This is a genomic window from Flagellimonas abyssi (genome assembly GCF_019457905.1).
GTDB classification, from domain to species: Bacteria; Bacteroidota; Bacteroidia; order Flavobacteriales; family Flavobacteriaceae; genus Flagellimonas; species Flagellimonas abyssi.
The window spans coordinates 32,919-51,680 of sequence record NZ_JAHZSV010000020.1; the positions used below are offsets into that span (position 1 = coordinate 32,919).

13 protein-coding genes and 2 tRNA genes are annotated in these 18,762 nt (G+C 41.4%); 9 read left to right on the forward strand and 6 right to left on the reverse strand.

Annotation, left to right across the window (positions count from 1 at the left end; all coding sequences use genetic code 11):
* The first annotated feature begins 247 nt into the window (after positions 1–247).
* On the forward strand, positions 248–1,783 hold the full coding sequence (locus tag K1F36_RS13635; RefSeq protein ID WP_220114319.1) for an NAD(P)H-hydrate dehydratase: 1,536 nt from the start codon (positions 248–250) through the stop codon (positions 1,781–1,783).
* Here K1F36_RS13635 and K1F36_RS13640 read toward each other — a convergent pair.
* The 3 genes from K1F36_RS13640 to K1F36_RS13650 form a co-directional block, all read right to left on the reverse strand.
* Positions 1,780–2,199: an STAS/SEC14 domain-containing protein gene (locus tag K1F36_RS13640; RefSeq protein WP_207036788.1), complete on the reverse strand. Its 420-nt coding sequence runs from the start codon at positions 2,197–2,199 to the stop codon at positions 1,780–1,782. The genes K1F36_RS13635 and K1F36_RS13640 overlap by 4 nt on opposite strands.
* 195 nt (positions 2,200–2,394) lie before the next feature.
* The gene (locus tag K1F36_RS13645; protein WP_220114320.1) at positions 2,395–2,835 is read right to left on the reverse strand and encodes a BLUF domain-containing protein; all 441 of its coding nucleotides are present in this window, start codon (positions 2,833–2,835) and stop codon (positions 2,395–2,397) included.
* A gap of 201 nt (positions 2,836–3,036) precedes the next feature.
* Positions 3,037–5,595 carry an ATP-dependent Clp protease ATP-binding subunit gene (locus K1F36_RS13650; protein ID WP_220114321.1) on the reverse strand — a complete coding sequence of 853 codons (2,559 nt, stop codon included), beginning with the start codon at positions 5,593–5,595 and terminating at the stop codon, positions 3,037–3,039.
* 261 nt (positions 5,596–5,856) lie between these two features.
* Between K1F36_RS13650 and gyrA the strand changes: the two genes are divergently transcribed.
* Positions 5,857–8,385, forward strand: a complete 2,529-nt coding sequence (gene gyrA / locus K1F36_RS13655; RefSeq protein WP_207036794.1) for a DNA gyrase subunit A — start codon at positions 5,857–5,859, stop codon at positions 8,383–8,385.
* A gap of 52 nt (positions 8,386–8,437) precedes the next feature.
* Entirely contained in the window at positions 8,438–9,700 is a 1,263-nt protein-coding gene (locus tag K1F36_RS13660; RefSeq protein WP_220114322.1) for a tetratricopeptide repeat protein, read from the forward strand.
* A gap of 50 nt (positions 9,701–9,750) precedes the next feature.
* On the opposite strand, the gene K1F36_RS13665 is transcribed toward K1F36_RS13660, so the two are convergent.
* Together K1F36_RS13665 and K1F36_RS13670 are read right to left on the reverse strand one after the other, a co-directional pair.
* A complete protein-coding gene (locus tag K1F36_RS13665) occupies positions 9,751–10,503 on the reverse strand; it encodes a C40 family peptidase (protein WP_220114323.1) in 753 nt (250 codons plus the stop codon).
* A 20-nt stretch (positions 10,504–10,523) separates the two neighbouring features.
* Positions 10,524–11,699: an acetyl-CoA C-acyltransferase gene (locus tag K1F36_RS13670; protein ID WP_220114324.1), complete on the reverse strand. Its 1,176-nt coding sequence runs from the start codon at positions 11,697–11,699 to the stop codon at positions 10,524–10,526.
* 114 nt (positions 11,700–11,813) lie between these two features.
* On the opposite strand from K1F36_RS13670, the gene K1F36_RS13675 reads away from it, so the two are divergent.
* The 6 genes from K1F36_RS13675 to mobB all read left to right on the forward strand — a co-directional run bounded on the left by K1F36_RS13675 (position 11,814) and on the right by mobB (position 17,471).
* Positions 11,814–13,850, forward strand: coding sequence for an HD family phosphohydrolase (locus K1F36_RS13675; RefSeq protein WP_220114325.1), 2,037 nt, complete (start codon positions 11,814–11,816; stop codon positions 13,848–13,850).
* Between the two features lie 112 nt (positions 13,851–13,962).
* Positions 13,963–14,046: transfer RNA gene (locus tag K1F36_RS13680), tRNA-Ser, on the forward strand.
* 16 nt (positions 14,047–14,062) lie between these two features.
* Positions 14,063–14,137, forward strand: a tRNA-Pro gene (locus K1F36_RS13685).
* A 218-nt stretch (positions 14,138–14,355) separates the two neighbouring features.
* Positions 14,356–15,597 (forward strand): site-specific integrase, encoded by a 1,242-nt coding sequence (locus K1F36_RS13690; protein WP_220114326.1) that lies wholly within the window; start codon positions 14,356–14,358, stop codon positions 15,595–15,597.
* A 261-nt stretch (positions 15,598–15,858) separates the two neighbouring features.
* Positions 15,859–16,443, forward strand: coding sequence for a BfmA/BtgA family mobilization protein (locus tag K1F36_RS13695; protein ID WP_220114327.1), 585 nt, complete (start codon positions 15,859–15,861; stop codon positions 16,441–16,443).
* Positions 16,444–16,448: 5 nt separating this feature from the next.
* Positions 16,449–17,471: a MobB family relaxase gene (mobB, locus tag K1F36_RS13700; RefSeq protein WP_220114328.1), complete on the forward strand. Its 1,023-nt coding sequence runs from the start codon at positions 16,449–16,451 to the stop codon at positions 17,469–17,471.
* 184 nt (positions 17,472–17,655) lie between these two features.
* Here mobB and K1F36_RS13705 read toward each other — a convergent pair whose 3' ends face one another.
* Complete coding sequence (locus K1F36_RS13705; RefSeq protein WP_220114329.1) at positions 17,656–18,471, reverse strand: hypothetical protein; 816 nt, start codon at positions 18,469–18,471, stop codon at positions 17,656–17,658.
* Positions 18,472–18,762 lie beyond the last annotated feature (291 nt).

Consider the following 18,762-nt stretch of genomic DNA (forward strand, 5'->3'; position numbering starts at 1 on the left):
GTTGTGAAAAATTGAAAATAGATTGAAAAAACGGACGGAATTATATATAGCAGATTACCCCAAAGGGGTGGTAGTAGTAATAGTGAAAGTAGATGAAAAAGGATTCATCAAAATAAAGTTAATATTCGTTTGATTTATCTGCATTGCCCTATAATGAGATGATAAAAGTAGTACTTTTGTGTGCTTCATCAAATCATTGGTGTTGTTTTTTGCGAAAATATCACAAATAACCATTTTTTATTGCTGAATGAAAATTTTCTCTGCAGATCAAATCTATCAAGCTGATAAATCCACAATACAAAAAGAACAGATAAAGAGTGAAGAGCTTATGGAAAGGGCGGCAGCCCAGTTGTTCGAATGGCTTCATTCACGTTTAAGGGGCACCCAAGTCAATATTCAATTGTTCTGCGGCATCGGGAATAATGGTGGGGACGGGATGGCGTTGGCGAGAATGTTGCACGAACATGGTTATTCCATTAAAGTCCATGTGGTGAATTATAGTGACAAGCGCTCAGAAGATTTCTTATTGAATTTGGAGCGGTTAAAGGATCTTAAGGTGTGGCCTGATTTTATCAATAAAGAAAGTGATTTACCGGAGATTTCTCCTAACGATATAGTCGTGGATGCCATTTTTGGTATTGGACTGAACCGGGTTCCCGATGATTGGGTCGGAAAATTGATTGGACATATCAATGATTCTCGTGCATTTGTGCTGTCTGTGGACGTCCCTTCTGGTTTATCTGTGGATAGAGCGCCATGGAATACTTCTTATGTGATACAGGCGAGTTATGTATTAAGTTTTCAATTACCCAAACTGATTTTCTTTTTACCGGAAACAGGAGTATATCTAAACCAATGGGAAGTACTTGATATTGGGTTGAACCAAGATTTTATTGCCAATACCGAAGCAGATTTTGAATTGATCGGGCGACCCGAGGTATTGCCCATGTATCGCCCCCGGCTAAAGTTCTCCCACAAGGGGACCTACGGGCATTCGGTTATAGTCGGGGGAAGCTATGGCAAGATAGGAGCTGTGCAATTGGCAAGCAATGCCTGTTTGAGTGTGGGAAGCGGATTGGTCAGCGCTTTTGTTCCAAAGTGCGGATATGATTCCTTGCAAACAGCAGTCCCTGAAGTGATGGTGCTCACTGGTTCCAGGGACAAGAATATTTCAAGGATAGAAATTCCTTTTGAACCATCGGTTGTGGGGATAGGAGTTGGTATTGGACAGGATGATGATACGATTGATGCTTTTTCTTCATTCTTAAAGAAGATTAAATTACCTATGGTCATCGATGCGGATGGGTTGAATATTTTATCGAAGAACCCAGAACTGTTGAAGGATGTTCCTCAATTATCTGTGCTGACGCCCCACCCAAAGGAGCTGGAACGGTTGATTGGCCATTGGGAATCCGATTTTGAAAAGTTGGAAAAGGCCAAAGAATTTGCCCTGCAGCATAATTTGGTGATTGTGATCAAAGGCGCCCATACGATTACTATATATAATGGCAAAGGTTATGTGAACACTACCGGAAATCCCGGTATGGCAACTGCTGGAAGTGGTGATGTGCTAACGGGCATGATAACCGGTCTTATGGCACAGGGATATCCGTCCGTAGAAGCAGCAATATTTGGTGTTTATTTACACGGATTGGCAGGAGATGTGGGAGCTTCCAAAAAAGGATACGAAGCTTTAAAGGCCTCAATTTTGGTAGATAGTATTGGGGATGCCTATGCTGATTTGCTCCGTCAACCAGAAATTGAACAGAATGAGGGCAATTAGGATTTTTTGTCCCCTATATTGATCTTAAGTCTTTTTTGGACCCATGCCAGGGCGTTATCAAACTCAATAAAGAATTCCATGGGCTTTTTATAGAACATTTTTTCAATATTGAAATTATGCATGTCTATCTCCTTTTTGGAAACTATGGCAAAGGCCTTTAGGTTATCAAGACCTCTAAGGTAGTTGTAAACGGTGGGGTCGATTGCGTAGGAGTTTTTTCTTAAGCTGATATAGCCAAAATCTCGGTCTCTAAAGTGAATCTCTGATATTCCGATGATTTGATATGTTCTTTCCAATGTAATTGTGGCGCCCTCGTTGAAGGAAGCAACCATGTAATTTTGATAAACCTGTACGGTCCCTACCTCCAGCTGGTACTCGCGTACCACTACGGTCTTCTTTTTAGAAGTTATTTTCATCCCCAAATGTAATTATAGTGTCTCGTCTACGAAATTAGAGGGGAGGGGAGGCTGATGGAAAAATAATAGATTAAACGCTAAAATATCTTATGTATGGTACATCCTGGTCATAAAACATGGTTTAGCACAATCTTTGACTGTTTTAAAACACTATTTTAAAAACCTTTTTTCTAGCACAATATTTTAAGATTTGGCTTAAAGGTCTTCTGGTGGATTTGTGATTAAAAACTTTGTCCTGTCCCAGAATAATTTTGCAGTAAGATGCTTTGGTACGGTAAAATCAGCTAAAAGCAATAAGTTTCTCTTGAACTGTTCAAACTCACTTTTGTTCGTTGTGTTGGCATCAATAGGGTAGTAAGCCATCCCCCAATTAGGGAAGCTTCTTTCCACATTGTCATCTTCGGAAAACATATGTACGTTCTTGTGGCGCTCATCCAACTTTATCTTTTCGTATAATTCAAGAACTTTTGTCTTTTCCCCTTCGAGAACTTGGATAAATCCACCCATGTAGTAAATAAGGCAACCTGTTATATTGTCGCGTTTGTTGTTGTTGCGGGATTGTTCTAATAGAAGGCCCATCTCATGGCTGTCCATTGGTTTTACGATTTCCGATTCGTAGGTTAGTGTATAGGTCATTGGTTAGTTGCGAATAAATTCCAAACATAATTTTTTACTCGGCAATGGGCAAGCGGTTTGACCGAATTATGATTTTTTTGACATGGATACGGATTGTGGTGGGTTTATAAGTGTTATATGGTTGGTTATAGTGTATGGATGGGGTAGATTGAACATAAAAAAGCCGGCTATTGCCGGCTTATCCTTAATTTATCACAATTATTATTTTTCAGCTTCTGGAGATTTTTCAGCTTTTTTAATTTTGATGGTAAGCTCCTCTTTGCTCTCATCCAAGTCCATAAAAATACTGTCACCTTCCTCCAGTTTGGAATTCACGATTTCCTCTGCCAATGAATCCTCGATATACTTTTGGATTGCTCTCTTTAGGGGCCTTGCTCCATATTGCTTGTCAAAACCTTTGTCGGCAATATAGTCCTTGGCCTTGTCGGATAGATTTAAATCGTAACCGATTTCCTTGATTCTTTTGTAGAGCTTGTTCAGTTCTATATCAATGATTTTGTGGATATCCTCTCTTTCCAAGGCATTGAAAACGACTACATCGTCTATCCTGTTCAAGAATTCCGGTGCAAATGCTTTTTTCAAGGCATTTTCGATGACACTTTTCTGGTGGTCGTCGGCCTGTGCCTTTTTTGCTGCGGTACCAAATCCTACGCCCTGTCCAAAATCCTTCAATTGTCTTGCACCAATATTGGAAGTCATAATGATTATAGAATTCCTAAAGTCGATTTTACGCCCAAGGCTATCAGTAAGGAAGCCATCATCCAATACTTGAAGCAACATATTGAATACATCGGGATGAGCTTTCTCCACTTCGTCCAATAAAATCACAGAGTAAGGCTTGCGGCGTACTTTTTCAGTCAGCTGTCCGCCTTCTTCGTAACCTACATATCCGGGAGGTGCTCCTACCAATCTTGAAATGGCGAATTTCTCCATGTATTCGCTCATATCTATTCGGATCAAGGCATCTTCGGAATCAAATAGCTCTTTGGCCAAAATTTTTGCCAATTGGGTTTTTCCAACTCCAGTTTGGCCCAAGAAAATGAATGAGCCAATGGGTTTGTTCGGGTCCTTAAGTCCGGCACGGTTACGCTGGATTGCCCTTGCTACCTTGGATACGGCTTCATCCTGACCGATTACAAATCCTTTGATAAGATTGGGCAGTTCGGCCAATTTGTTGCTTTCGGTCTGTGCTATTCTGTTAACAGGGATGCCACTCATCATGGAAACCACATCGGCAACATTGTCCTCTGATACGGTTTCTCTATGAAGTTTACTTTCTTCTTCCCAGCGTTCTTGAGCGGTTGCCAAATCTTTTTCCAAACGTTTTTCATCGTCTCTTAGCTTGGCGGCCTCTTCGTATTTCTGTTTTTTGACAACGCTGTTTTTGAGTTCTCGAACATCTTCGAGCTGGCTTTCCAGTTCCAAGATCTGTTTGGGAACATCCATGTTGACGATGTGTACTCTTGACCCAGCTTCATCCAAGGCGTCAATGGCCTTGTCGGGAAGAAAACGATCCGTCATGTAACGGTTGGTCAATTTTACACAGGCCAAAATAGCCTCGTCCGTATAATTAACATTGTGGTGCTCTTCGTACTTGCCCTTAATGTTCATCAATATTTCGATGGTCTCTTCCACGGTAGTGGGTTCTACCATTACCTTTTGGAAGCGACGCTCCAAGGCACCGTCTTTTTCTATGTATTGCCTGTACTCATCCAGCGTTGTGGCTCCGATACATTGAATTTCACCTCTTGCCAAGGCGGGTTTGAACATATTGGAGGCGTCCAGGCTTCCAGTTGCTCCGCCTGCGCCGACAATAGTGTGTATCTCATCAATGAACAAGATGATATCATCGTTTTTTTCCAGCTCGTTCATCACAGCTTTCATGCGCTCCTCGAACTGTCCACGGTATTTGGTACCTGCCACCAAAGAGGCAAGGTCCAAGGTCACTACACGCTTGTTGTAAAGTATGCGCGAAACCTTTTTGTTGATGATTCGCAGTGCCAGACCTTCGGCAATGGCACTCTTACCAACCCCAGGTTCGCCAATAAGCAGCGGATTGTTCTTTTTACGTCTGCTCAATATTTGGGAAACACGTTCAATTTCCTTTTCCCTTCCCACAACGGGGTCCAATTTGTTCTCTTCGGCCAAACGGGTAAGGTCGCGTCCAAAATTGTCTAGAACAGGGGTCTTGGATTTTTTATTTCCTTTTTGTGCAGCGCCTCCGGAACCGAAAGAGCCTTCTTTGCTATCTCCCATATCATCTGTGTCCCCGGGAAAAGATTCCGCTTGTGGGGTATCTATGTAGTCATCGTCACTGGTGATCATGGATTTGAACTGTTCCTTGACATTGTCGTAGTCCACTTTCAGTTTGTGCAACAACTTGGTTGTTGGATCATTCTCGTTTCTTAGGATGCAGAGCAACAGGTGAGCGGTGTTTATAGAAGAACTCTGGAATAGCTTTGCTTCCAAAAAAGTTGTCTTCAATGCTCTTTCCGCTTGGCGGGTCAAATGAAGATTTTTCTTGTCCTTCTGCATCGTTCCTGTATTTGGATTCGCGGGGCTAAGAATTTCCACCTTTCTGCGCAGGTGGTCCAAATCCACATCGAGTGCATCCAATATATTTATGGCTTTGCCATTTCCGTCTCTTAAAAGACCTAGCATAAGGTGTTCCGTGCCAATAAAATCATGGCCCAGTCTAAGGGCTTCTTCCTTGCTGTATGCTATAACGTCCTTTACGCGGGGGGAAAAATTGTCGTCCATACGTTTCTTTTTCAGCAATTAAAATTAATAAAAGTATTGTTATGGTGGTCAAATACCGTACCCTAATTCGATAAAGTAGTGGTAAATGTCGGAATAATTCATGTTTTCTGGGTATTTAACAAAGCTTTATTATCGCATTGTTGATAATACCTGTAATGTTGATAAAATTTTTAATAAAGTATTCGCAAAGGGTTATAAAGGCTGCTATTTTCTGTATATTGCCATGATAATTTAACCACAAAAAATCTATAATAAATAAGCATGGCGGAAGGAGAAAAGTTAATTCCCATTAATATTGAGGATGAGATGAAATCTGCCTACATTGATTATTCAATGTCGGTCATTGTGTCACGTGCCCTGCCAGATGTTCGTGATGGTTTAAAGCCTGTTCACCGTAGAGTGCTCTACGGAATGCACGATTTGGGTGTCAGGTCCAATAGTTCGCATAAAAAGTCCGCCCGTATCGTGGGTGAGGTTTTGGGTAAGTATCACCCACATGGTGATTCTTCCGTATATGATACCATGGTGCGTATGGCCCAGGAGTGGAGCCTTAGGTACATGCTGGTGGATGGTCAAGGTAACTTTGGTTCTGTGGATGGTGATAGCCCGGCGGCCATGCGTTATACCGAGGCCAAAATGCGCAAGATCGCAGAGGAGATGTTGGCCGATATCGATAAGGATACGGTGGACCATCAACTCAATTTTGATGATACCATTCAGGAACCTACCGTATTGCCGACCCGTATCCCCAATTTATTGGTGAACGGAGCCTCTGGTATTGCTGTGGGTATGGCTACCAATATGCCTCCGCATAACCTATGTGAGGTTGTGGATGGTACCGTAGCCTATATTGACAACCATGATATTGAAATAGATGAGCTTATAACGCATATTAAGGCACCTGATTTCCCTACGGGTGGAATCATTTATGGTTATGATGGCGTAAAAGAAGCTTTTCATACAGGACGCGGCCGTGTTGTGATGCGTGCCAAGGCCACTATTGAAGAGGTCCAGGGGAAGGAAAGTATTGTTGTTACCGAAATTCCTTACCAAGTGAACAAGGCGGATATGATCAAGAAGACTGCCGACCTTGTCAACGAAAAGAAGATAGAAGGTATATCTACTATTAGGGATGAGTCCGATAGAAACGGGATGCGTATCGTTTATATTTTGAAGCGAGATGCAATTCCGAACATTGTACTTAACATGTTGTACAAGTACACCGCACTTCAATCCTCTTTTAGTGTCAATAATATTGCGCTTGTCAATGGCAGGCCGGAATTGTTGAACCTTAAGGATATTATCCACCATTTTGTGGAGCACAGGCATGAGGTCGTGGTTCGAAGAACCAGGTTCGAGCTAAAAAAAGCTGAGGACCGTGCCCATATCTTGGAAGGACTCATCATTGCTTCTGACAATATCGATGAGGTAATTGCCATTATTAGAGGTTCTTCCAATGTTGAGGAAGCGCGTAATAAATTGATGGAGCGCTTCAAATTGACCGAGGTTCAGGCCAAGGCAATTGTTGAAATGCGTTTGCGTCAGCTTACCGGACTGGAGCAGGACAAATTGCGTGAAGAGCATGCGGAACTTTTGAAGACTATCGAAGATTTAAAGGATATTCTTGAAAAGAAGGAGCGTAGAATGCAAATCATCAAAGATGAGCTTCTTGAAGTAAAGGAGAAGTACGGTGACGATAGAAGGTCCGAAATCAACTACGCGGGCGGTGATTTGAGCATCGAGGATATGATTCCGGATGAACAAGTGGTGATTACCATTTCGCATGCCGGCTATATCAAAAGAACATCGCTTACCGAGTACAAGACGCAGAACAGGGGAGGAGTCGGTCAAAAAGCATCTTCTACCCGAAATGAGGATTTCTTGGAACACCTGTTTGTGGGTACCAACCATCAATACATGCTGTTCTTCACCCAAAATGGAAAATGTTTCTGGATGCGTGTTTTTGAAATACCCGAAGGAAGCAGAACATCCAAAGGTAGGGCTATCCAAAACCTGATCAATATAGAACAGGATGATAAGGTCAAGGCCTTTATCTGTACCCAAGACCTTAAGGATGAAGACTATGTGAACAGTCACTATGTTATTATGGCAACCAAAAAGGGAACGGTAAAGAAAACTTCCTTGGAACAATATTCCAGACCACGTCAAAATGGTATCAATGCGATTACCGTAAAAGACGGGGATGAGCTTTTAGAGGCTAAGTTGACCACAGGAACCAGTCAAATATTCCTTGGGCTCAAATCTGGTAAAGCCATTCGTTTTGAAGAATCCAAGACAAGACCGATGGGAAGAAACGCTTCTGGTGTTAGAGGTGTAACCTTGGCCGATGACAATGATGAGGTCGTAGGCATGGTTTCCGTTCATAATTTTGAAGACAACATTCTTGTAGTATCTGAAAGAGGGTATGGTAAACGTTCCAATATTGAAGATTACAGGATAACCAATAGGGGAGGAAAGGGTGTCAAAACCATTTCCATCACCGAGAAAACAGGAGGTCTTGTAGCTATCAAGAACGTTACCGATACCGATGATTTAATGATTATCAACAAGTCTGGAATCGCCATCCGAATGGGAGTTGAAAATCTTAGGGTTATGGGAAGAGCCACTCAAGGGGTTCGCCTGATCAACCTTAAGGATAGTGATTCAATAGCTGCCGTTGCAAAAGTGATGAAAGAGGATGACCCAGTGGACGAAGATGATATCTTGGATATCGAGGTCAAAGGGGAAGATGGCACGGCTATTGATGATACTACGGACGAAAAAGAATAAATCAGTATATTAAGTAATAATCGATAAACACTAAATAATTTCAATTTTAAACATGAGAACAAGAATATTAATGCTATTGGCCGTAGGGGTGTCTGCAATAGGATTTGCCCAGAAGGATGAGATGAAGACGGCAGAAAAAGCTCTTAAAGATGGTGATGCTGCAGCTGCAAAAGCTGCTTTGGTAAGTGCATCTTCCACAATCGGTTCGGCCAAGGAGAAAGATCAGGCCGAGTATTATGCCCTTTTGGGAAATGCAAACTATGAACTAGCTAAGAAAGGAGAAGTATCAGCCTTTCAAGAAGCCGTTGATGCATACAACAAAGTAGTTGAAATAGAAGAAGCGGACGGAAAATCCAAATACACTTCAGTGGCCCAAGAAAAAATGAGCCAAATGACGGCTGATTTGGTTAACTCTGCAGTTGAGGACAACAACAACAAAAAGTTCGGCGACGCAGCTGAGAAATTGTATATGGGCTACAAACTAAGCCCTAAAGATACCGTGTATCTATATTATGCAGCCAGTAGTGCTGTAAACGGTCAGAATTATGAAGAAGCCTTGAAATATTACAAAGAGCTTAAAGATTTGGGTTACAATGGTGAGTCTACAACATATACTGCTGTAAACGTTGAGTCCGGTGAAACTGAAACCATGGACAAGGCAACCCGTGACCTTTATGTAAAAGCAGGTACGCACAAAGATCCTAAAGAGGAAGTTAGCCCATCCAAAAAACCTGAGATCGTTAAGAACATCGCTTTGATCTACCAACAAATGGGAGAGAACGAAAAAGCTATTGAAGCTTACGCAGATGCACGAGCTGAAAATCCAGAAGATGTAAACTTGGTATTGGGTGAAGCTAACTTATACTATGCCATCGGGGATAAGGACAAATTCAAAGAATTGATGGGGCAAGCCTCTGCTATGGCTCCCGACAATGCCGATTTACTGTACAATATCGGTGTGATCAATATGGAACAAGGAAACTTGCAAGATGCAAGGGATGCGTACAAGAAAGCGTTGGCCATTGATCCAGGTTATATCAATGCACTATTGAACCTTTCTACTACCTATGTGAACGAAGGTAATGGTCTTATTGATGAAATGAACGCATTGGGAACCTCCAAAGCCGATATCGCCAAGTACGATGAGCTTAAGGAGAAAAAAGATAGCTTGTTCAAAGAAGGAGCTGCTGTATTGGAAGATGCTTTGCAATCAAACCCGGATAACGAAAGCATCTTGACCCAGTTGAAAAATATTTATGGAGCTTTGGGAGACAATGAAAACTTCATGAGAATCAAAAAGCTTTTGGGAGAGTAATCACTTTCGCTTCCTATAAAAAAATTAGCCCCGATAATTCGGGGCTTTTTTTATATCACTTTTTTGATGACCCGTAATTGATGGGTGTACAGTTTTTCTTCGGAATTGAAAATGCCCGTATGGTCTATTCTGTCAATACGCACGTGACCGTTTACATGGATGATGTAATTATCCTTTAGAATGATGCCGACATGGTCTATAACACCCTCGTTATCATCAAAAAAAGCCAAGTCGCCAGGTTCGCTTTCTTCAATAAAACTCAACGCTTCTCCTTGCTTGGACTGACCTTCCGCCGTACGTTCCAACATATGGCCATTTATTTTATATACCATTTGTGTAAAGCCGGAACAGTCGATTCCGAACGGAGTTTTTCCTCCCGCTAAATATGGTGCTTTAAGGTACATGACAGCGATATCCACCAAGCTTTCCTTTGGATTTTTATCCATGCATACATTTCCTTCAAAAGTATGGTTGAGCAGGGCAGAAGAATTTATCATAGAGCCCAAAAGGATGGGCAATAGCATGCCATCGTTAGTGCAGATGTGTGAAATAATGTCAGAGGATATCTTTTGTGGAACCTGATTACCTATTTGGTCATAGACCTCCTCGGTGATAAATCGAAATTGGTTATTGGGAATCCAACCTTCAAATTTGTCATAAGCCGACCTGATCTTGCTCCATTTTTTCCTACTCTCCAAAACTTTAAAATGCTCCCCGTATAATAACTGGGAAGACATTTCGGCACAATCGTCCGGATTTGTTCTAATGGGAACAATACTTAGAGGACAAATTCCATATTGCATTTACTGTACAGATTGAATCACTAATTTCTTTCCAAAACAATGGATGATGCTCCACCACCGCCATTACAAATAGCAGCAGCTCCCAATTTGGCATTGTTTTGCTCCAATATATTCAAGAGGGTGATGGTGATTCTTGCTCCTGAGCAGCCCAGGGGATGCCCCAAGGAAACTGCGCCACCGTTAACGTTTACATTTGAATCATTAAGGCCAAGGATTTTCATATTGGCCAGACCCACTACCGAAAACGCTTCGTTGAACTCAAAATAATCAATATCCTCGATGGATACCCCTGCGCGGTCCAACGCTTTTGGAAGCGCTTTTGCCGGAGCGGTCGTGAACCATTCTGGCTCATGTGCGGCATCGGCATACCCTTTAATGGTCGCCAATGGTGTCAAACCAAGTTCTTTGGCTTTCTCCTCGCTCATTAAGATAACTGCGGCAGCACCATCATTAATGGTCGAGGCATTTGCAGCGGTTACCGTGCCATCTTTTGAAAATGCGGGACGCAATGACGCTACCTTTTCCAGCTTAACATTTTTATATTCTTCGTCTTCGCTAACGATTATGGGTTCGCCTCTTCGCTGAGGTACTTCTACAGGAACAACTTCATTATCAAATTTTCCACTTTTCCATGCTTCTGCAGATCTTTTGTAAGATTGGATTGCATAGGCATCCTGGTCTTCCCTGCTAAATTTATATTCGGTTGCACATGCATCGGCGCAAACTCCCATGGCATTTTGGTCATAAGCATCTACTAGGCCGTCTTTCTGCATACCATCCACCAAAGTTGCGGGGCCGAACTTGGTTCCGCTTCTCATGTAGGCGTAATGGGGAATAAGGCTCATGTTTTCCATGCCTCCGGCAACAACAATCGAGTTTTCGCCCAAGGCGATGGATTGTGCCCCTTGCATAATCGTTTTCATTCCGGAAGAACATACTTTGTTCACTGTGGTACAGGGCACGGTATTGGGTATTCCGGCAAATATTGCAGCCTGTCTGGCGGGTGCCTGTCCAGCACCAGCTTGTACCACGTTGCCCATCAAAACTTCTTCTACAAGTTCAGGTTTAAGGCCTATTTTATCCAATGCCCCCTTAATGGCAACGGCACCTAATTTGGGTGCGGGCACAGAGGACAAAGCTCCCATAAAACTTCCTATTGGGGTTCTTGCTGCGGAAACGATTACTACTTTTTTCATATGTGCATTTTTACTCCTGCGAAAATACTAAATTTAAATGCAAACGGATAAGAGCTGGGGCAACTCACTTCTTATATATTAATTTTCTATTTTTGAAGCTAACAGTTTTACGGAATGGGAAAAACTTTGGATAATGTATATAAACATCAATCACTGGTCTACAAGTATTTCCTGTATGTAGTATCGGTGGCACTCATTGTTTTTTTCTTTCCAAAAGGAGGCAAGTTTAAGTATGAGTTCCAGAAAGGAAAACCTTGGCAATATGAAAACCTTTATGCCCCAATAGATTTTTCCATACAAAAGACCCAAGAAGAAATACAGGAGGAGCAGTCTTCCATTAGAGCCAACAAAACAGATTATTATACCTACAATGCGTCCTTGATTTCTGATGTAAAGCAAGAAGTACGGGAAGAATTAAATGCACTTCTTCAATCGGGAAACTACACCACTTCGGAACGACAATCCCTGAGAAACGCTTCTGAAGAAGTTATTGATGAAATATATCTTCGCGGTATTTTTCAAAACCTGCCACAATCAAAATCTACCGTGGTGGTCAAGAGCAATGAAGTACAGCCCATTTCTCCAAGTGATTACTTGAGCCTTGAACAGGCAAAAAAGAAGGTGACCGAGCTTTTTTCGAACGTGGGGGTAGATGGGGCGGAACGTGTTCAACCTATACTGAGGAGCAGTCTCAAGGCAAATCTTTTTTATGATGACACGCTTACGGAAAGTGCCTTGAACGAAGAACTTTCTAAAGTATCCTACACACGAGGAGAGGTCGATCAGGGTCAATTGATTATTTCCAAAGGTGAGATTGTAGAGAATGATGACTTTAAAATCCTTAATTCCCTTAAGGATGAATATGAGTCCGATCTGTGGATGGGTAGCAATTACTATTTCATTTTATTGGGATACACCATTTTGGTGGCTTTGGTGTTGATTATGTTGTTTTTGTTTTTAAAACGTTACAGGAACGAGATCTTTCAGAACAACAACAAGGTAACATTCATTTTCTTCAACATCTTATTAATGGTTGTCGCCACAACGTTGATGGTCAAGCATTATGAGGATTTTATTTATATGGTTCCGTTGTGCATCCTACCATTGATCTTAAAAAACTTTTTTGATGCTAGATTAGGCCTTTTTGTACACGTACTAACGGTACTTATCCTTGGTTTTATAGTGCCCAATAGTTTTGAGTACATCTTTTTGCAGATAATAACGGGTATAGTTACCATATTAACTGCCTCTGAGCTTTATAAGAGGGCGAACCTGTTTATTTCCGTAGGTCAGATAACCTTGATATATATTGTTGGTTATTTCGCTTTCCATGCGATACATGAAGGCAATATGGACAACATTGAATGGATATTATTCGGTGTGTTTGTTCTAAATGGGTTGTTGACACTTTTTGCACAACCATTGATATACATGTTCGAGAAAATTTTTGGACTTGTGTCCGACGTGTCCTTATTGGAGCTTTCTGACACCAACTCCAAATTGCTTAAAGAGCTTTCGGACAAGGCGCCCGGAACTTTTCATCATTCTTTGCAAGTTGCAAACCTAGCGGAGGCAGCTGCCAACGAAATAGGGGCAAATGCCATGCTGGTAAGGGTAGGTGCACTTTATCATGATATCGGTAAAATGGAGCGACCTACTTACTTTACGGAGAATCAAATCACTAATGTTAACCCACATGATGACCTTCCTCCGAAAGAAAGTGCCAAGATCATTATTGACCACGTGATCAATGGAATAGAGATTGCAAGAAAAAATAAGCTGCCCGACAGGGTGATAGATTTTATCAGAACCCACCATGGAACAACATTGGTCTACTATTTCTATAAAAAACAACAAGAGTTGGAACAGGATGTGGATAGGAGTGATTTTGAGTATCCGGGTCCCATACCTTTTTCCAAGGAAACAGCTATATTAATGATGTCCGATGCCGTTGAGGCAGCATCAAAAAGTTTGAAGAATCCTACATTTACCATTATTGACGAGTTTGTGGAGAAAATCGTAAAAGGTCAGATGCAGGCCAATCAATACTTGAACGCCAATATTACCCTAAAGGAGATTGAGATGGTAAAGAAAGTACTCAAACAAAAGCTTACAAATATTTATCATTTGCGTGTGGAATATCCTGAATAGCAGGGGTATTATAAAAGTTCCATTAAAAAAGTGAAAAAATAGTTGCGATCTTACATCTGAAAAGGTACATTTGCATCCGCATTTTTAGGGTGCACGTTCATAGAACATAATAGGAGAGGTGCCGGAGTGGTAACGGAGCAGATTGCTAATCTGTCAGCGCGTAAGTGCTGCCTGGGTTCGAGTCCCAGTCTCTCCGCTTTTTCCAAAATTTTCGGGGTGTAGCGTAGCCCGGTTATCGCGCCTGCTTTGGGAGCAGGAGGTCGCAGGTTCGAATCCTGCCACCCCGACGAACCACTAAATAGGTGGTATTAAAGCACTGTTAATCGACTGATTGACAGTGCTTTTTGTTTTTTATGCATTCATCTGATATCAAATAAAACCATATAAAAGGTGTAGAGTTCGGTGAATGGTTCGGTACGTTTCTTGTGCATAATTTAGCTTCAGTTTGACGCTGTTTATGGGTGTTTTGCAAAACCAGTTTTGTCAAACCCAAAAATTATGTATTATGCGCAATTCCAACACTTTAAAGGTTCTAATCTTCACTAGGGACATTTCCAACAACCCTGAAAAATTGACCATTTATGCCCGTATCACCGTCAATGGAAAACGTGCCGAGATAAGTTTGAAACGTTATGTTTCGGTGAATGAATGGGATGAAAATAAGGGAAGGCTACATGGACTTACCCACAAGGCCCGTTTGTTGAACAGCTATCTGGATGAGGTGTATGGCGAGATCATGGATACCCATAAACAGTTGTTACGTGAGGACAAGATTATAACCTCACAAGCAATCAAAGCCCGTTATCTGGGACAGGATGAAGAGCACAAGACCCTTATGGAGCTTATCAAGTATCATTACGAATCACAAAAGAGTAAGCTTCGTCCGGGAACCATGAAAAACTATTATGGTACAGAAAAATATCTCAAAAGGTTTTTGGAGCATACCCGCAAAATTCAAGACATCAACTTAAAGCGATTGAACTATAAGTTCATTACTGATTTTGAGAACTATTTGATAAATGGGCCTGATCTGCAAAAGGGAAAGAAGTGTACCAATAATGGGGCAATGAAACATTTGGAGCGGTTAAGGAAAATGGTAAACCTTGCCGTTAGGTTGGAATGGTTGGACAAAGACCCGTTTGTAAACTATAAAAAGCATTATAAGAAGAGTGAACGCTCTTTTTTGACCGAAAGGGAACTCAGGCTCATTGAGGAAACAACATTTTCAGGAAGGGGGTATGAGAGGGTCAAGGACACCTTTCTTTTTTCATGTTATACAGGATTGGCCTATGGAGATGTAAAGGCACTGGATATTGATCATATGCGGTTCGGTATAGATGGGAACCTTTGGATTCATACGAAAAGGGAAAAAACTGATGAAGCGGTCAAGGTTCCCTTACTCCCCAAAGCAAAACAAATCTTGGATAAATATAAAAACTGCAATGAAAGATTGGTACACGGAAAGTTGCTACCTGTATTGAGCAACCAAAAGACCAACAGTTATTTAAAGGAGATTACAAAAGCCTGTGGAATCTATAAGAATATTTCTTTCCATACTGCCAGGCACACTTTTGCCACAACGGTAACCCTATCCAATGGAGTACCGATAGAAACCGTTTCCAAAATGCTGGGCCATACAAAACTGACCACTACCCAAATCTATGCCAGAGTATTGGAACATAAGATAGGAGAGGACATGCAAAATCTGATAAATCATATGCAGACCAAAAAAGCAGCCGAAGGATGATAAGGATGTATTTCTTCGGTCCCGCTTGCGGGACGTAGGAATAGCAAGAGGGTGATGCGCAATTTGCGCCATCACGGTTGTTTTCGGGTCTTCAACAAGTTGAAAACCAGTTGATTGAACAGATTTTGGAATTCTGTGCAAAATCAGGGGTTACAGTAGACTTTTCCGGAATCTACAGTAAACCCTTTGGGAAGCCCTATAAACACTGGAAATTTTTGACGCAAAAATTGACGCAATTTCACTAAAAACCAAATCTCACCTATGGAAAAGCATTCTATAAACGGTAAAACAAAGAAAGGGACAGGTGGTTATTCAAATATCACTTTTAAGAAAGAAACGGCCACACGCTTTCGCAGTTATTCCAAAAAGTTCAACAAATCCCATAGCGATGTTTTGGATGGAATGATACAATACTTCAAAGAGAACAACCTTGATCCTTTTGGAGAGGGAACAAAGATTATCCTTGACAGTATCAAAAAGATGGAGCGTCAGATGATGAAAAAATTCGATAGGCTCATCGCCATTATCAAGAACATGGAAAAGACGAGTATCCGGCCCACCTATGAAATGGTACTCATTCTTTATGAGGCCTATGTAAAAGATGGGAGGAAACCCAAGCCTGAACCTATCCAGATACAGGAAGAACGAATAGATTTTTTGGAGCCTAGAAATTCCGTTCCAAAAACAGAGCACGACAGAATTCTAAAAGAATTCAAAGATTATAAAGAGCACTGCAATGAAATGCTCCAAAATGTGGAGAAGGTAGAACCAATGATGGGAAAGCCCTATCTGAAAATCAATATGGGTATCGGGGATTTTGAAAGCCTGAAACATCAATTAAAATAACAACCATGTACCTTACCATCTCAGCTCAGAAAATGGGCAGTACCTACAACTCCAGTGTAGGGAACTATGTGGACTATCTGGAAAAGGAGAACCAAGATAGGTTGCCCGAACAAAGGGAGGAATTCTTTGACCAAGAGAACGACAGCGTAAGCCCTCAAACGGTCATCGATGAAATAGATGCCAATACGGCCAAATTAAGGCAGAAAGACCCGAAATTCTATTCCATAGTGGTCAGCCCCAACCAAAGGGAACTGAAGGCCATCGGCAATGACCAGAACCTGTTAAGGGAATACACAAGGAAGCTGATGGAGGACTATGCCAAGAGTTTCCATAGGAACCAAGAGGTCAAGGCCGAGAACCTGAAATATTACGCCAAGATAGAGCATGAACGCACCTATCGGGGCTTTGACAGGCAGGTTCAGGAGAACGCTCCCTACAGAGGTGAGATAGCAAGGCTCAGGAACGAGATACGGAAAGTGGAACGGGGCGAATCAATTGGGAATGTCAATGAGCTTGAAAAGAGGATCAAAGAACAAACAAGATTGGCCCCGCACAAACAGAATGGACAATTGGTGGCCGCAGGAATGCAGAAAGAGGGACCTCAGACCCATATTCATATCATAGTCAGTAGAAAGGACGTAACGAACACCTATACACTTTCCCCAATGGCAAAGCACAAAGCATCCGAAGTGGAACTGAACGGAAAGATGGTCAAGAGAGGATTTGATAGGGACAGCTTTTACCAAGCTGCGGAAAAGACCTTTGACAGGACAACAGGGTTCAAGAGGAACTATGTGGAATCCTATGTTGGGAGAAAGGCCCATGCCAAGGAACCTGGGAAGTTCTTTGCCAAGGTCATGGGACTGCCCACCAAGGAAAAGGACATGGCCTTTAAATTACTTAAAACAATGGGGGTAAAGGCTCCTAGTATCCCGACCAATAAAGTGCAAATGGCAGCCAAGATCATCAAAGCTCTAGGTAGGGGAATAGATAAGGCAAGGGGAGCTGGTGAGGACATGGGCTACTGAAATGAAAAAGGTAGGTTGCGCCCTATCGGGTTTTTGCAATACGCTTATCTACCGGAACACTACAAAAACCCGACAGGATCCATGCGCAAAAGTTGGGGTAAGGATTTGGGACGCTTGCAGCACTTCACTGCGTTCCGTTCGCCATTTATTTAGATTCTAATTATTGCATTGATTTCTACTGAATCTAGTTCCATATTAGGCCCTCTGTATTTAGAGAATCTAACAAAGGTTTTGAAATCCCAATTTCCATACGCATCCTTACGTTCACATCATCTTGATAAAGTGAGTCATTTAAGTATAATGCCATTAAGTAATCCACGTAAATATTGTTCCCGTTTTGTGGATCGTCAACTTCTTCAATGGTTTTCAGCAAAAGTGAATCACTGATATTTGCGGCCGTATTGATTTTGGCAATCTTAAATTCATTGGTAATCTGTAGGCTTGGCGGTATTTGTTCAAGAGAGAGCAGTGCTAGTTCAAAATCGCCACTGTTTATTGCACTGCGGTAGTTCACCAGTGCCCTATTGGCTTCATGACGTTTTGGGGAGAAGGCTGTGTATTTTGTGTTCAATAGCACAACATCCCGCATGCTTTTACTGAACCATTGATCATCTTTATAGCTATATATGTCGGTCAGATATGGTTTCCCTCGATGGAAATCAACTCTGTACCTCGTTAAATGGTAATATCCATCCTCGATAAGGATATAAGTTATTTCTGCATAGGTATCTATGATATTGGTTTTGATATGCATCAAAGTAGCACCTGAATGTTTGACCCTGTTGATCAAGTCCAAATTGTGGTTTTCAACATTTCCCTTTACCGTAGTTTCATAAACATGGTTAAATACCCCGTGACCTATATTGCCCAATTTTCCGATTCTCTGTTTGAACAGGGTATGGTTCCAAGCATTTTTAATGAAATCGAATTCAAAATTTTTAAGAGCATCGTTCAAGTTCCCAACAAATTGATGGACTTCCTTTATCTGTTCCTTTGTCAAGTTTTGTTCTTTTCCAGAATCATTACATGACAGAAACAACGTGGTAAAAAGCAGTGATATTGAGATGAAATTCTTGATTTTTAATAGAATTTGGAGGGTTGATTTTCTATTGTTTTTTTTAACTTATTAATGTTAGTTAAAAAGTATCTTGTTAAGTGTTGCTCTTTAAAGATATCTATTCGTTAGGATTAATTTAAGATATTAATTTATGATTCTTAGGCATTTGAGTGTTTAGCATATCATGCCTATCTCCGTTAATATCTAAAATAAATATAAACTAACTAGTCATTT